Origin of the sequence: Bacillus sp. 166amftsu, from assembly GCF_900107445.1 — a bacterium.
GTDB lineage: Bacteria > Bacillota > Bacilli > Bacillales > Bacillaceae_G > Bacillus_A > Bacillus_A arachidis.
Window position 1 is genome coordinate 249019 of sequence record NZ_FNQA01000004.1, and the last position, 15365, is coordinate 264383.

The 15365-nt window shown below is 36.1% G+C and carries 16 protein-coding genes; all 16 read left to right on the top strand.

Annotation, left to right across the window (positions count from 1 at the left end; translation table 11 throughout):
• Positions 1-5 precede the first annotated feature (5 nt).
• Positions 6-968: a heptaprenyl diphosphate synthase component II gene (gene hepT, locus BLV40_RS14440; RefSeq protein WP_090691120.1), complete on the top strand. Its 963-nt coding sequence runs from the start codon at positions 6-8 to the stop codon at positions 966-968.
• Between the two features lie 125 nt (positions 969-1093).
• Positions 1094-1540 (top strand): nucleoside-diphosphate kinase, encoded by a 447-nt coding sequence (gene ndk, locus BLV40_RS14445; RefSeq protein ID WP_000415880.1) that lies wholly within the window; start codon positions 1094-1096, stop codon positions 1538-1540.
• A gap of 313 nt (positions 1541-1853) precedes the next feature.
• A complete protein-coding gene (gene aroC / locus BLV40_RS14450) occupies positions 1854-3026 on the top strand; it encodes a chorismate synthase (RefSeq protein WP_090691123.1) in 1173 nt (390 codons plus the stop codon).
• Positions 3026-4117, top strand: a complete 1092-nt coding sequence (aroB, locus tag BLV40_RS14455) for a 3-dehydroquinate synthase (RefSeq protein WP_090691126.1) — start codon at positions 3026-3028, stop codon at positions 4115-4117. Before aroC ends, aroB begins: the two co-directional genes overlap by 1 nt.
• A gap of 353 nt (positions 4118-4470) precedes the next feature.
• A complete protein-coding gene (gene hisC, locus BLV40_RS14465; RefSeq protein WP_090691129.1) occupies positions 4471-5583 on the top strand; it encodes a histidinol-phosphate transaminase in 1113 nt (370 codons plus the stop codon).
• A 329-nt stretch (positions 5584-5912) separates the two neighbouring features.
• Positions 5913-7190, top strand: a complete 1278-nt coding sequence (gene aroA / locus BLV40_RS14470) for a 3-phosphoshikimate 1-carboxyvinyltransferase (RefSeq protein ID WP_090691132.1) — start codon at positions 5913-5915, stop codon at positions 7188-7190.
• 122 nt (positions 7191-7312) lie between these two features.
• Entirely contained in the window at positions 7313-8575 is a 1263-nt protein-coding gene (locus BLV40_RS14475; RefSeq protein ID WP_090691134.1) for a tetratricopeptide repeat protein, read from the top strand.
• Between the two features lie 71 nt (positions 8576-8646).
• Positions 8647-9183: a ReoY family proteolytic degradation factor gene (locus tag BLV40_RS14480; RefSeq protein ID WP_026591192.1), complete on the top strand. Its 537-nt coding sequence runs from the start codon at positions 8647-8649 to the stop codon at positions 9181-9183.
• A 160-nt stretch (positions 9184-9343) separates the two neighbouring features.
• Positions 9344-9805, top strand: coding sequence for a YpiF family protein (locus BLV40_RS14485; protein ID WP_081810985.1), 462 nt, complete (start codon positions 9344-9346; stop codon positions 9803-9805).
• Between the two features lie 141 nt (positions 9806-9946).
• Positions 9947-10459 carry a menaquinol-cytochrome c reductase iron-sulfur subunit gene (gene qcrA / locus BLV40_RS14490; protein ID WP_026591190.1) on the top strand — a complete coding sequence of 171 codons (513 nt, stop codon included), beginning with the start codon at positions 9947-9949 and terminating at the stop codon, positions 10457-10459.
• Positions 10460-11134: a menaquinol-cytochrome c reductase cytochrome b subunit gene (qcrB, locus tag BLV40_RS14495; protein ID WP_000932700.1), complete on the top strand. Its 675-nt coding sequence runs from the start codon at positions 10460-10462 to the stop codon at positions 11132-11134.
• A gap of 53 nt (positions 11135-11187) precedes the next feature.
• On the top strand, positions 11188-11955 hold the full coding sequence (gene qcrC / locus BLV40_RS14500; protein WP_026591189.1) for a menaquinol-cytochrome c reductase cytochrome b/c subunit: 768 nt from the start codon (positions 11188-11190) through the stop codon (positions 11953-11955).
• 266 nt (positions 11956-12221) lie between these two features.
• The gene (locus BLV40_RS14505) at positions 12222-12812 is read left to right on the top strand and encodes a lipoprotein heptaprenylglyceryl N-acetyltransferase LhaT (protein WP_026591188.1); all 591 of its coding nucleotides are present in this window, start codon (positions 12222-12224) and stop codon (positions 12810-12812) included.
• Positions 12813-12839: 27 nt separating this feature from the next.
• Positions 12840-13526, top strand: a complete 687-nt coding sequence (locus tag BLV40_RS14510; RefSeq protein WP_026591187.1) for a lipoprotein intramolecular transacylase Lit — start codon at positions 12840-12842, stop codon at positions 13524-13526.
• Between the two features lie 126 nt (positions 13527-13652).
• On the top strand, positions 13653-14441 hold the full coding sequence (gene ypjB / locus BLV40_RS14515) for a sporulation protein YpjB (protein ID WP_090691135.1): 789 nt from the start codon (positions 13653-13655) through the stop codon (positions 14439-14441).
• 103 nt (positions 14442-14544) lie between these two features.
• Positions 14545-15228 carry a zinc metallopeptidase gene (locus BLV40_RS14520; protein ID WP_026591185.1) on the top strand — a complete coding sequence of 228 codons (684 nt, stop codon included), beginning with the start codon at positions 14545-14547 and terminating at the stop codon, positions 15226-15228.
• The last annotated feature ends 137 nt before the right edge of the window (positions 15229-15365 follow it).

The window sequence follows — 15365 nt, forward strand, 5'->3', positions numbered from 1 at the left end:
ACAATATGAAGTTACAACTTATGTACTCTTTTTTACGATCGGATATTGATGTAATAGAAAAAGAATTAAAAAAGGTTGTTGCCTCAGAGCAACAACTAATAGAAGATGCGGCATTACAGCTTATCGAAGCTGGTGGTAAACGAATTCGTCCGGTTTTTGTGCTTCTTGCAGGCAAGTTTGGATACTACAAGTTAGATGCAATTAAACATGTTGCAGTTGCTTTAGAGCTCATTCATATGGCTTCTCTTGTTCATGATGATGTAATTGACGCAGCACTCTTACGAAGAAGTAGTGCAACCGTAAATGCAAAATGGGGAGACCGTATTGCAATGTATACGGGAGATTATTTGTTTGCAAAGTCTCTTGAGTGTATTACAAATTTAGAAGTTCCTGAAGCACACCAGGCATTATCGTATACAATTTTGGAAGTATGTAAAGGTGAAATCGAACAAATTAAGGATAAATATAATTATAATCAAAATTTAAGAACATATTTACGACGGATTAAGAGAAAAACAGCATTGTTGATTGCGGCTAGTTGTCAGTTGGGAGCTATTGCTTCTGGTGCGAGCCGTGATACAGTAAATCGTTTGTTTTGGTATGGTTATTTTGTTGGTATGTCTTATCAAATTATTGATGATATTTTAGACTTCGTTTCAACAGAAGAAAAATTAGGAAAACCTGCTGGTGGAGATTTGTTGCAAGGGAATATTACACTCCCAGTTTTGTATGCAATGGAAGATCCAAAGCTTCGCGCGAAAATAGTTTCTGTGCATGAAAATACAACTGCAAGTGAGATGAAAGAAATTATTCATGATATTAAAACAAGCTCAGCAATCGATCGGGCATTTGCATTTAGTGAACGTTATTTACATAAAGCATTAGAGGTAATAAAACCATTGCCACGTGGACAAGCAAAATATGCTTTGCAAAATGTTGCAAAGTATATTGGGAAACGAAAATTTTAATGACTTTCTTTTATAAATAAAATAATCTCTCTATTTCAAAACTATTGCACAATTGTGACAAGGGTGATAATATGTGTGTGGGGATATACAATTACATACATAATTCAGAAGTGGAGAGATTTTTTATGGAAAAAACATTTCTAATGGTAAAACCAGATGGTGTACAACGTGCCTTCATTGGGGAAATTGTAGCTCGTTTTGAGAAAAAGGGCTTTCAATTAGTTGGTGCGAAATTAATGCAGGTTACTCCAGAAATTGCAGGAGAACATTACGCTGAGCACAAAGAAAGACCTTTCTTTGGTGAATTAGTAGATTTTATTACATCTGGTCCTGTTTTTGCAATGGTATGGCAAGGTGAAGGTGTAGTAGATACTGCTCGTAATATGATGGGTAAAACAAGACCTCATGAAGCGGCACCAGGTACAATTCGTGGCGATTTTGGTGTAACAGTTGCGAAAAATATTATCCATGGTTCTGATTCTCTAGAAAGTGCAGAACGTGAGATTGGTATTTTCTTTAAAGAAGAAGAATTAGTAGACTACTCAAAATTAATGAATCAATGGATTTACTAATTATTTTAAAATAATTTGTAAACGCTTTAATTACTGTGGTAACAGTGAAAAGTGCAAGGGGAGTGTGAATACTCCTCTTGCACTTTTTTAGTTTCAAATAGTTACGAAGTAAAGGTTGGTATGATATATTGATACATAAAGTGGAACTTCTATAAATGAAGAATAACTTTGGAATAACTATACAAATTGAAAAAACGATATAAACTTTTTCTTTTTTAGGAAGAGATCATCGGGCCATGCATAAAAGCGGTCAGAGCCTCTTCCCGCCCGTTAATGTGGGATAAAAGAATTACAAGAAAAGGGGGAATAACCGATGCGATATATTACAGCTGGTGAATCTCATGGTCCGCAACTTACGACAATTTTGGAAGGTATTCCAGCAGGGTTACCTTTAGTAGCAGATGATATAAATGAAGAATTAGCAAGAAGGCAGAAAGGTTACGGACGTGGCAGACGCATGCAAATTGAAAAAGATCAAGTGCAAATAGTTAGTGGTGTCAGACATGGTCATACGCTTGGTTCTCCCATTACACTCGTTGTTGAAAATCGAGATTTTACTCATTGGACAAAGATTATGGGAGTAGATCCGTTAACTGAACAAGAAGAAAAAGAGATGAAGAGACAAATTACAAGACCGAGACCTGGTCATGCTGATTTAAATGGTGCAATTAAATATGGACACCGTGATATGAGAAATGTACTTGAACGTTCTTCAGCACGTGAAACAACGGTTCGAGTTGCAGCGGGAGCTGTTGCAAAAAAACTTTTAGCAGAACTAGGTGTAAAAGTTGCTGGACATGTAATTGAAATTGGTGGTGTGCAAGCAGAAAAGTTTACATACGAATCAATAGAACAACTAAAAGAAATTACAGAAGCATCTCCTGTTCGGTGTTTAGATGAGGAATCGTCTGAAAAGATGATGCAGGCAATTGATGATGCAAAAGCAAGTGGAGATTCAATTGGTGGGGTTGTAGAAGTAATTGTAGAAGGGATGCCAATTGGAGTAGGGAGTTATGTACATTATGATCGAAAACTCGATGCGAAATTAGCAGCAGCAGTAATGAGTATAAATGCTTTTAAAGGTGTGGAAATTGGTATTGGATTTGAAGCAGCACATAAGCCAGGGAGTCAAGTACACGATGAAATTCTTTGGGATAAAGAAAAAGGATATACGAGACGAACGAATCATGCAGGTGGATTAGAAGGTGGCATGACAACAGGAATGCCGGTTGTTGTTCGCGGCGTCATGAAACCAATTCCAACTCTATATAAACCGCTTCAGAGTGTTGATATTGATACAAAAGAATCTTTTTCAGCGAGTATTGAACGATCTGATAGCTGTGCTGTACCGGCAGCTAGCGTTGTGACAGAAGCAGTTGTTGCATGGGAATTAGCAGCGGCTTTAGTAGAACAATTTGGAGCAGATCGTATGGATTGTATTCGTGAAAATATAAAGAAACATAATGAATATGCGAGGGAGTTTTAATGGAAAAAATACATATTCAAACACAGTCTAAAGAGTATGATGTATATGTCGGAAAAGATGCGCTGTCACATTTGACAACGCTTGTTCGAAATATGAAACCAATTGTTTCTAATATCATGGTCATTTCTGATGAATCTGTGGCATCATTCCATTTAGAAGCAGTTATGAATGCATTACAAGTAGAAAAACATGTTTTTTCATTTATTGTTCCAAGTGGAGAGAAAGAAAAATCATTTGAAAATTTTTATGCGGCTCATACATCAGCACTTGAAAATGTGATGGATCGACATTCTCTAGTTGTTGCACTTGGAGGAGGAATGATTGGTGATTTAGCTGGTTTTGTTGCGGCTACATTTATGCGCGGTATTCGCTTTATTCAAGTTCCGACAACTTTACTGGCACATGACAGCGCAGTTGGTGGAAAAGTTGCCATTAACCATCCGCTAGGGAAAAATATGATTGGAGCGTTTCATCAACCAGAAGCAGTTTTGTATCATACTCCATTTCTAAATTCATTACCGGAAAAAGAGTGGCGTTCAGGGTTTGCTGAAGTAATTAAACATGCCTTTATCGGTGATGTTGAATTGTATCATTGGTTACAGCGAGAAGTAAAAGGATTAGAAGATATACGGGATGAAAAATTAATTTATATACTAAAGCGAGCAATTCCTGTAAAAGCGAATATTGTAGCACAAGATGAAACGGAAAAAGGTGTACGTGCTCATTTGAATTTTGGACATACATTAGGACATGCTCTTGAAAAAGAGATGGGGTATGGAAAAATTACACATGGTGATGGAGTAGCGATTGGTATGTTATTCGCTATATTTTTAAGTGAACAAATTTACAAGGTAGACCTTGGTTATAAAGCAATACAGCGTTGGTTTTCTCAGTATGGTTATCCGCATATGCCAAAGAACCTACATATAGAACGTCTTGTGCAAGTAATGAAGCAAGATAAAAAAGCGAACGCAGGAACAATTCGTATGGTACTTATGCAGGAATATGGGGTAGTGAATGTCGTATCTATTTCTGATGAGACTGTTCATACTGCATTAGAAGCATTTCAAAGAGATGCGGAATCCATTTGATTTGTGTAATTTACGGCGCAATTACAGGTAAGGATCGTGTAGTTGAGGAGATATTGACTGTAGCAGAGCGTTTAATGAAAAGAATAAAAAATGATAATGGAACCCTATCCCACTGATACTGTATCGATGGCTGACATAAATGCATGTTTTCTGGCATCGTGAAGACGCTTGGAAGGCTTTACTTATGTATGAGTGATGTATGTAAAAGACATAGATACATCGAATGCTTTATAGAAATGTATTCGTATGATGACAGTCATGACAAAAAAGTTGCAGCATGAAGTAGAGCATATGTATTGTGAAAAGGCGATTGTATTACGGTCTGATCTAGTAAAATGACAGGGGGAACTAAAATGAGAGTAAAAGAGCAATTGTTAACTTTGAAAGCATATGTGCCTGGTAAAAACATTGAAGAAGTAAAAAGAGAGTATGGGTTATCTAAAATTGTAAAATTAGCATCTAATGAAAACCCGTTTGGTTGTTCAAAACGTGTAGGAGAAGCGTTAGCTGCATTAAGTACACAATCCGCTCTGTATCCAGATGGAGCAGCGTTTGAACTTCGTGAAAAAGTAGCTGCACACCTTCATGTGAAACCAGAACAACTTTTATTCGGTAGTGGTTTAGATGAAGTGATTCAAATGGTTAGTCGCGCCTTATTACAAAAAGGTACAAATGTTGTGATGGCAAACCCAACATTTTCACAATATCATCACCATGCTGTAATTGAAGGGGCAGAGGTTCGTGAAGTGCCGCTTAAGGATGGTATTCATGACTTGGATGCGATGCTAAAGGAAATTGATGAAAAAACGCAAATCGTATGGATTTGTAATCCGAATAACCCGACAGGAACATATGTAGAAAAACAAAAATTACTTTCATTTTTAGAGGCAGTTCCCAAAACTGCCCTTGTTATTATGGATGAAGCATACTATGAATACGCAGGAGCGGAAGACTATCCTCAAACATTGCCGCTTCTTGAAAAATATGAAAACCTCATGGTGTTACGTACATTTTCAAAAGCATATGGTTTAGCTGCTTTTCGTATTGGATATGCTGTGGGGAATGAAAAACTTATACGGCAATTAGAAGTAGCAAGATTACCATTTAATACTTCATCTATTGCGCAAGCAGTTGGTTTGGCAGCGGTAGAAGATCAAGAATTTTTACAAGAATGTGTGAAACGAAATGCTGAAGGGCTAAATCAATATTATACGTTCTGTCAGGAGTACGACGTTTTTTACTATCCATCACAAACAAATTTCATCTTCTTAGATCTTGGGATCCCTGGTAATGAAGCATTTGAAAGATTAATGCAAAAAGGGTATATAGTTCGTTCAGGTGCTGCGTTTGGATTGCCAGATGGTATTCGTATTACTGTTGGTTTAAAAGAAGAGAATGATGAGATTATTGGATTGCTTACGGAACTTGTGAAAGAGCAGAAAAAGAAAGAAGAAACATATTCTTAAGAAAAGCCACGGCTCCTCATTATAGGAGTCGTTTTCTTTTAGACCATATTTGCGCGATGAAGACGGAAAGCAGTACAATAAAGATATGTACATATAAATTGAAAAACTGACATAAAATCTAATCTTTAGGTGAGAGAGAGGATTCGGCCGTGCATGGAACCGATCAGTGTCTTTTTTAGCCATGTGCTAAGGGAAGATCAAGAGAGTAAAAGAGTATGGATCACCTTTTGCTCTTTATAACAACTGATATGTTAAAAAATCAACATGAATATATATAGATGATATAGGTGTACAAAAGTATATATTATTTGTAATAGAGGTGATAAAAAATGAGGAGAATCATGAGGCGGAAGAATGGTTTGAATGGCACAATTGCTGTACCTGGAGATAAATCAATTTCGCACCGTGCTGTGATGTTTGGAGCTATAGCAGAGGGTACAACAAAAATTTCAAATTTTTTATTAGGAGAAGACTGTTTAAGTACGATTGCTTGCTTTCAAAAATTAGGCGTAATGATTGAACAAGATGGTAACGATGTCAATGTATATGGAAAAGGATTAGCTGGATTACAGGAACCAAAAGAGGTACTAGATGTAGGTAATTCAGGAACCACCATTCGTCTTATGCTCGGTATTTTAGCAAATACTCCTTTCCATTGCACTATCATTGGCGATGAATCTATTGGAAAACGTCCTATGAAACGTGTTACGGCCCCTCTTCGCGAAATGAATGCACAAATTGACGGAAGGGAAGAGGGACAATATACGCCTTTGTCGATACGTGGAGGAAATATAAAAGGTATACACTATCATTCTCCTGTAGCAAGCGCGCAAGTGAAATCAGCGGTTTTACTTGCTGGTTTACAAGGAAAAGGGATAACATCAGTAACCGAACCGCTACAATCACGTGATCATACGGAGCGAATGCTACGGGCATTTGGATGTAAAGTAGATGTAAATAGTCGAACAGTTTCATTACAAGGTGGTCAATCGCTTACGGGATTGGAAATTGAGGTTCCAGGTGATATTTCTTCAGCAGCCTTTTTCTTAGTAGCGGGTGCAATTGTACCGAATAGTAAACTTGTATTGAAAAATGTTGGTTTAAATTCAACAAGAACAGGGATTCTAGATGTGTTATCAGAGATGGGAGCGCGTATTTCAACTCACAATGTTCGAAATGAAGAGTTTGAACCATGTGGAGATATTACAATTGAAACTTCTGAGCTGAAAGGAATGGAAATTGGCGGTTCACTTATTCCAAGATTAATTGATGAAATTCCTATTATTGCCTTACTGGCGACACAAGCGATCGGGACAACAATTATTAAAGATGCTGAGGAGTTAAAAGTAAAAGAAACGAATCGTATTGATACAGTTGTGTATGAGCTTCAAAAACTGGGAGTGAAAATTGAAGCGACTTCAGATGGCATGATTATTAATGGAAATCAGAAATTACAAGGAAATATTGTTGATAGTCATGGAGACCATCGCATTGGTATGATGCTTGCAATTGCGTCCTGTATAGCAGAAGGCGAAGTGCAAATTGAAAATGGTAATGCAGTCGCTGTATCCTATCCGCAATTTTTTGATCAGTTAGAATCTCTGTGAAGCAAAAGAATTTTTTCAGTTGGGAAAGATTCTTTGCTGTTTCCTTTTAGTTGCGTACGTGGTGACAGTTGTTTATTATTAATGAACAGAAGAGAATATTATAAGAGTTAAAGGAGAAATTTATGCAAAAGTTTGAACAAGCTGTTTCTTACATTGAAAACGGTGAAGCGGAAAAAGGATTAGAACTATTAAAAGAATTGGTAAAACAAGGGACGGACGAAGAAAAATATGATATCGCCCGTTACTATCATACACTTGGATTTATTGATGAAGCGTTAGCTATTACAGAAGACCTACGTTTGTTATATCCCGAAGAAAGCGAGTTTACAATATTTTTAGCAGAATTATACATTGATTTAGATAAAGAAGACGAGGCGATCGAAGTACTTCATGATATTCCTGAAGATGATGAACTATATGTTCAATCTCTATTACTTGTTGCAGATTTATTTCAAATGCAGGGTTTCGATGATGTTGCGGAACAAAAACTATTAAAAGCAAAAGAAATGATGCCAGAAGAGCCTGTTATTACTTTTGGATTAGCAGAACTCTATAGCAGTAAAGGTGAAGAGCAAAAAGCGATTGCCTATTATGAGTCATTACTTGCTGAGCATAAAGTAATGGGAGGCGTTGTGATTGCTCTTCGTTTAGCTGAAACGTTAAGTGCAATTGGAAACTGGGAAGAAGCCATTACGTATTATGAAGAAGGACTAGAAGAGCAGAAAGATATTCATTCTTTATTCGGCTATGCATTTACACTCTATCAAGGCGAAGAGTATCAAAGAGCAATTGGAGCTTGGAAAGAATTAAAAGAATTAGATCCAGAATATGCTTCTTTATATATGTATTTAGCTAAATGTTATGAAAAGGAAGGGATGCTTCAAGAAAGCTATGAAACACTTCATGAAGGAATTAAAATTGATGAATTATCCGTACCTCTTTATGTAGAACTTGCAAATATTGCAGCGAAGATAGGAAAGCTAGCAGAAGCAGAAGAATTGCTTCAAAAAGCATTACAGCTTGATCCGGGACATTTAGGTGCGATATTAAAATATGCATATATCTTAAAAGAACAAGAAAAATATGAAGAACTAATTGCTGCTGTAGAAAATGCAATGGATAGTGGAGAGCAAGATACACAATTACTTTGGGATCTAGCATTTGCGAAAAAACAATTAGAAATGTATTCTGATGCATTAAAACACTATGAGAGTGCATATACTTCTTTTAAGAATCATCCAGATTTCTTGGAAGAGTACGGTTATTTCCTGTTAGAAGAAGGCTTACGAAGAAAGGCAAAAGAAGTATTTACACGCTTACTACAACTGGACCCGACACAAATTCACATCGAAGAATTGCTATATAATTTAGAGGATTTTTCATAAGTTGGAAGGAAAGTGCATGCTGCTTCTTGAATCTAAATAAAAAAAGAAAGACAGAGGAGGGACTAAGCGCTATGAATACCCCTGTTTCTGTAAACGAGAAGAAGGATTTTGTAAAGTGGTTCTTAAACAATTACCAACTGAAACAGCGTGAATGTGTATGGATTTTAAATTATTTAATGAGTCATGATCAATTAATGCACAAAGTCCACTTCGTAGAACATGCAAAATACTGTCCTCGTGGTTTAGTGATGTCAGCAAATTGTGTAAAAGATACACCGTTTCACTTCTTTAAACAAAATGTTATGACGACGGATGCAGAAAAATCGTTTCATGACATCCGTTTAAATCGAGATGAGGACATTTATATTCAGCTTAATTTTAAATCATCGTTCCAAAATGCAAATTATGTAGCAGTATTAGAAGAAAATCCGTACTTACCAAAGCATATTGAAGTAAATGAAAAAGATCGTTTACTTGCGGAACGATTTTTAGAAGAGAGTGTATTTTCATTTCGAAGAGACCGACTTTTAAAGCAAATTGATGAAGCGCTCGACAATCAGGATAAGGAAACTTTTTGTAAGTTAACCGAGGAATTAAAAAGCTTATAAGGAATAATTTTTTATTTAATTTTGACAAATTTCCGACTACTTAAAGAAAAACTACCTATATTAGGTAGTTTTTCTTTTTTTACCCGTTTTAGTATGGTTTAATAGATATAAAGTGAAAGTTCTGTCATTTAGATTGAAATAACAAGTAAAGGAGGGAATTATGATGAAATGGGTTGTAAAAGATGCGGAGCAATTTGAACAAGCTAGGGAGTATGTGGATACTGGTATTATACCCCTTCTTTCTATTTCCGTAGCAAAAGAAATGAAGGGGATTGTAGAGCAAGGAGAATTTATTCAAACTTTAAGTATGGAATTAGAAAGAGAATATAAAGGAAGAGTACTCTTACTACCTCCTTTTACTTATTTAGCGGAGCAACAAAAGAAAGAGCAAGCGCGATTGCAAGAGTGGGCAAGCCATTTACAAGACCAAGGACTGAAACATATTGCGTATGTTACCAGTGATTTGGGATGGAAAGAGGCTGAAGATATGCTACCAGGTCATTTGTTTTGGTTACCATCTCTATCGTTAGAACAATTTAGTGATCAAGCGAAAAGAGAAGTAATTCAGGCACATGTAAAAAATATAATGTCTCTATTGACTGAAAAGTGGGAAAATAAATAATAAACAGATAGTTCTTATGATTATGAGTAGTATGATATTGACCTGTGCATGTGGGTATTATATCATGAAAGTGTCCTATTTTTTATTTTTTATACTGGTTTGTCACGAGGGGACAATTTCTGATAGAGGGGGGAAATTTTCGTGAGCGAGAAAGAACATCGTGTGTCAAGAAGACAGTTTTTAAACTACACGCTTACAGGTGTAGGGGGGTTTATGGCAGCTGGTATTTTAATGCCGATGACGCGTTTTGCACTTGATCCGGTTTTAAGGAAAGAGGCGGGGGGAGAGATGGTTCCTGTTGCACAAGTTAAAGAGATTACAACAGAACCAAAACGCTTTGACTTTAAGGTAAAGCAGGTTGATGGTTGGTACAAGTCCGAAGAACCTAAATCTGCTTGGGTGCACAAAGATGAAAGCGGAGACATTGTAGCGTTTTCGCCAGTGTGTAAACATTTGGGGTGCACGGTTAACTGGAATTCGGATAAGTCGCATCCTAATCAATTTTTTTGTCCGTGTCACGGAGGACGTTACACAAAAGATGGCATAAACATAAAAGGAACGCCGCCTCTTGCTCCACTTGATGTGTATGAATCTAAAGTGAAGGATGGAACGCTTTATTTAGGAAAAGCAAAGCCAAGAGGGGGTGCGAAATAGATGTTAAATAAAATTTATGATTGGGTGGACGAGCGGCTAGATATTACACCGATATGGCGTGATATTGCAGACCATGAAGTACCCGAACATGTAAATCCGGCGCATCATTTTTCTGCATTCGTCTACTGCTTTGGGGGACTTACGTTTTTTGTTACTGTAATTCAAATTTTGTCAGGAATGTTTTTAACAATGTATTATGTACCTGATATTAAAAATGCTTGGGAATCAGTTTATTATTTACAAAATGAAGTTGCATACGGGCAAATTGTTCGTGGCATGCACCATTGGGGTGCCAGTCTGGTAATTGTAATGATGTTTTTACATACACTTAGGGTTTTCTTCCAAGGTGCATATAAGAAACCTCGTGAATTAAACTGGATTGTCGGTGTTCTTATTTTCTTTGTTATGCTAGGTCTTGGTTTTACTGGATATTTATTACCATGGGATATGAAAGCACTATTTGCAACAAAAGTAGGGATTCAAATTGCGGAGCAAACACCGCTTATCGGCCCTTATATTAAAACATTACTTGCTGGTCACTCCGAAATTGTCGGGGCTCAAACATTAACTCGCTTCTTTGCTATTCACGTCTTCTTCTTACCAGCAGCACTTCTAGGTCTAATGGCCTTCCACTTCATCATGATTCGCAAACAAGGTATTTCTGGTCCGCTATAAGAGATTGCTAATTTAAAAGAATAGAAGAAAAACTGAATTAAAGGAGGGAGATTATGCATCGCGGTAAAGGGATGAAGTTTGTGGGAGATTCACGAGTACCTGTAGCACGTAAACCGAATATCCCAAAAGATTATTCTGAATATCCAGGGAAAACAGAAGCTTTTTGGCCGAACTTCTTGTTAAAAGAATGGATGGTTGGTGCGGTTTTTTTAATCGGTTATTTATGTTTAACAGTGGCGCATCCGTCACCACTTGAGAGAATGGCGGATCCTACAGATGCAGGATATATACCACTTCCAGACTGGTACTTCTTATTTTTATATCAATTGTTAAAATATTCATACGCATCAGGCTCATATACTGTAATCGGTGCATTTATTATGCCAGGAATTGCGTTTGGAGCATTATTATTGGCTCCATTTCTCGATCGAGGCCCTGAAAGACGTCCGTTGAAGCGTCCAGTGGCAACTGGATTTATGCTATTAGCGATAGCTTCTATCATCTTTTTAACATGGGAGTCTGTGGCACATCATGACTGGGAAGCTGCAAAAAAACAGGGTGCAATTGTTAAAACGACACAGGTGGATAAAAATGATGATGGTTATAAATTAATGCAAAAAAATACATGTTTAACATGTCATGGTGATAACTTACAAGGGGGTGCAGCAGCACCAGCATTACAAAACTTAACGTTAAAACCAGAAGAAATTGCAAAGATTGCGAAAGATGGAAAAGGTGCAATGCCTAAAGGGGTATTTAAAGGTACGGATGAAGAGGTAAAGAAACTTTCAGAATTTATTGCAAAATATAATAAGAAATAAGTGAAGGCTGACTGCAATTTTTTGTAGTCAGCTTTTCTATTTGGAAGAGGAAGTTTGTTATAATATATATACATTTTGTTTTTCAATTTAAAAGTGTCTGCTATGAAGAACAAAAGGTAATCGCTATTTGTTTTCTCGTTGTGTTTCTCACTTGGCATGAGGTAAAGGATCTGACCACTACTATGCATGAACGGATGCTCTCTCCTACTTAAAAGGACTGGTTTTTATAAAGAATTACTATATTTGAAAGGTGTTGTACATATAGATTGGCTTATTTGTATGCATTATTAAGACAGCGTTCAGTTTTAATATTTTTACTTATTATTAATATTCTAGGAACAATATTTGGTTTTGTTTGGTATGGAGAACAACTGATGGAAACTTCAATGATATTCTGGCCATTTGTTCCGGATAGCCCTATCGCAAGCTTATTTTTTGTAATCGTGTTATTCGCATTTTTACGAAATAAAAATTGGGGACTAATAGAAGCGTTAGCAATCGTTTCGTTAATGAAATATGGTATTTGGGCTGTTGTTGTAAATGGTATTATGTTTATGGTTCAGGGCGATCTTGGGTTTATGGGCTATATGTTGGTATTTTCTCATTTTGCAATGGCCGTGCAAGGTTTATTGTATGCTCCGTTTTATCGTATTAAAAAGTGGCATTTTATTGTAGCGAGTATATGGACATTACATAATGATGTAATCGACTATTTATTTTGGCAAATGCCGAGATATGGTATTATGCATTTGTTTGTTGAACAGATTGGTTATTTTACATTTTGGCTAAGTATTGTTGTACTAGCTATTACATATTATTATTGTTTGAGAAGGAATCGAAAGCAGTTTTTGTTATGAATTTAAATGAGGAATTGGGGGAAATGAATGAATGCAAATAAGATAGGACCAAGAGTGCTGGATAGCTGTATAAATTCTATTGTTTCATACTGTATCGCATTTTTTATTTTTGCTGCTGCAACTACAATTGTTGTATATGGAAAATGGATATATTATGCAGATATACATTTTTTAAATATACCAGATTTAGCAAATATGACAGAGTCTGAAATTAAGAGAAACTATGATGTGCTGATTACATATCTTTCTCCTTTTTATCAAGGATCATTACAGTTTCCTACACTGGATATGTCAACAAGCGGAAGAATTCATTTTGTTGATGTGAAAAATATTTTAGTGAAAATTCAATACGGAATGTGTATGGCGCTTGGTATTGTTTTATTGGGTGGATGGTACTTATTACGAAAAAGAAAGGTGAAGTTTTTATTACATGGTGCAATTTTGACTATTATATTTCCGATTGCGCTTACTTTACCCATTGCCATTAATTTTGAAAAGAGTTTTGTACTATTTCATAAACTTCTTTTTACTAATGATTATTGGCAGTTTGATAGTGAAACGGATCCGGTTATTTTAATGCTACCAGAACAGTTTTTTATGCATGCAGCATGTGTTATTTTATTATTGATTTTATGCGGTAGTGCGATTTGTTATTTTATGTATCGTTATTTACGAAAAAAGAGTAAAACTTCAATGAAGAATCTTTATTCATAAAGTAAAACTTTCATTAGTCGAGAGTTCACCCCTTAACAATTAACATAAAATATTTTTCAACCTTGTTCTGTTCTATTCTTGTCCACCTTAACATATTTTGTACTAGTAGTTATAGGGGGGACCGGGATGAAAAGAGTCTTAATTGGAATGATAGCATTTCTGATTATATTGTTTCCAGTACGCATATATGCTGAAAAATGGACTGAGTTAACGGTACTACTAGATGATTCCTTACAACTTGTAAAACAGGAAGAATATGAGAAAGCAATGCAAGTATTGCGAAGTTTTTCAGAGCGATTTGTATTACGAGAGAACACAAAGGAAAATAAACTAACACCTATGCATTTTCGGATAATTTCTTTAGCATATGACAAGGCACAGCAATCGCTTGGAGAAGAAAGTGTAGATCGTCAAATAAAAATAGATGATGTATTAGCATTACAACTGGCGGTAGATGCGGAGGTATCTAAGTATCAACCGCTTTGGATAGAACGAGAAGGACGTGTTATGGGGGCTTTTGCTAAAGTTGAAAAAACACTTCAAGCAGGAGATAATGAAGGTTTCCAACGATCGTTAAATACATTTCTACGTGAATTTGATGTGATTTATCCAAGTTTAATGATTGCATTGCCAGAAAATCAATCGCAGCGTGTAAATGCGCATTTATCGTATTTGGATGAATTTCGTAATGTTATGTTAAAAAATAAAAGTGGACAAACGCAATTAGGGATTATAAAAGAAGATTTACAAAAAATATTCCAAACAGCAAAGAAAGATGAAGTGGATTCTTCTCTCATATGGTTTATGACAATTACAGGTGGGATCATTTTGTTTACATTAACATACGTTGGCTGGAGAAAATATAAGGGAGAGAAAGCAAAGCGTACCAGCGGGATGCATTCTAAAAATCGATAATATTACGAATATAGACAAGGATTGTAAGGTTTCTTTATTGACAATGTGTAAAGAAGAAAATAGAATGGAAAGTACTAAATAATTAAGACTTCACTGGAGGTTCATGATGTTTTATTTAATTTACTTCGCGATCATTATGATCATACCGTTGTATGCACAGTCTAAAGTACGTAGTGCTTACAGTAAGTATTCACAAGTGTATTCAACATCCGGTATGACAGGAGCGGAAGTGGCTCGGAAAATTTTAGATGAGAATGGATTATACAATGTAGCTGTAGAAGAAACACCAGGTCATTTATCAGATCATTATGATCCAACAGCAAAGACCGTTCGTTTATCAACGGATAACTATTATGGTCATTCTGTTGCGGGAACAGCGGTAGCGGCTCATGAAGTAGGACATGCGATTCAAGATGCAAATGATTATAACTTTATGCGTCTTCGTCATTCATTAGTGCCTATGGCGAATTTTGGATCAAATATGTCATGGATTTTTATCTTAATTGGTATGTTTGCACAAATGACTGGTTTATTGTTACTAGGGATTATTTTAATGGCTGCAGGTGTACTGTTTCAACTTGTTACATTACCAGTTGAATTTGATGCATCCAAACGTGCAATGCAGCAAATTGAAGCTCTTGGAATTGTATCGACAGATGAATATGGGCAAGCTCGTAAAGTATTAAACGCAGCAGCATTAACATATGTGGCAGCAGCAGCAGTTGCAGTATTTGAATTGCTTCGTCTAGTGTTAGTATATACGGGTATGCAACGTAGTGACGATTAAAGGCTATCAATTTTGATAGTCTTTTTTATTATGCTTGGATTTTAGGGGAATTTGGTAACTCAAACTTAACTGTTGGAACGAATTCTAATGTGAATTTTTGTAGAGATGAAATTCATCTTTATAGAATAAGAAGATGG

Excerpts from the sequence above, each read along its gene's own strand:
- hepT (WP_090691120.1), top strand. The coding sequence starts at position 6 with ATGAAGTTACAACTTATGTACTCTTTTTTACGATCGGATATTGATGTA.
- ndk (WP_000415880.1), top strand. The coding sequence starts at position 1,094 with ATGGAAAAAACATTTCTAATGGTAAAACCAGATGGTGTACAACGTGCC.
- aroC (WP_090691123.1), top strand. The coding sequence starts at position 1,854 with ATGCGATATATTACAGCTGGTGAATCTCATGGTCCGCAACTTACGACA.
- aroB (WP_090691126.1), top strand. The coding sequence starts at position 3,026 with ATGGAAAAAATACATATTCAAACACAGTCTAAAGAGTATGATGTATAT.
- hisC (WP_090691129.1), top strand. The coding sequence starts at position 4,471 with ATGAGAGTAAAAGAGCAATTGTTAACTTTGAAAGCATATGTGCCTGGT.
- aroA (WP_090691132.1), top strand. The coding sequence starts at position 5,913 with ATGAGGAGAATCATGAGGCGGAAGAATGGTTTGAATGGCACAATTGCT.
- BLV40_RS14475 (WP_090691134.1), top strand. The coding sequence starts at position 7,313 with ATGCAAAAGTTTGAACAAGCTGTTTCTTACATTGAAAACGGTGAAGCG.
- BLV40_RS14480 (WP_026591192.1), top strand. The coding sequence starts at position 8,647 with ATGAATACCCCTGTTTCTGTAAACGAGAAGAAGGATTTTGTAAAGTGG.
- BLV40_RS14485 (WP_081810985.1), top strand. The coding sequence starts at position 9,344 with ATGATGAAATGGGTTGTAAAAGATGCGGAGCAATTTGAACAAGCTAGG.
- qcrB (WP_000932700.1), top strand. The coding sequence starts at position 10,460 with ATGTTAAATAAAATTTATGATTGGGTGGACGAGCGGCTAGATATTACA.
- qcrC (WP_026591189.1), top strand. The coding sequence starts at position 11,188 with ATGCATCGCGGTAAAGGGATGAAGTTTGTGGGAGATTCACGAGTACCT.
- BLV40_RS14510 (WP_026591187.1), top strand. The coding sequence starts at position 12,840 with ATGAATGCAAATAAGATAGGACCAAGAGTGCTGGATAGCTGTATAAAT.
- ypjB (WP_090691135.1), top strand. The coding sequence starts at position 13,653 with ATGAAAAGAGTCTTAATTGGAATGATAGCATTTCTGATTATATTGTTT.
- BLV40_RS14520 (WP_026591185.1), top strand. The coding sequence starts at position 14,545 with ATGATGTTTTATTTAATTTACTTCGCGATCATTATGATCATACCGTTG.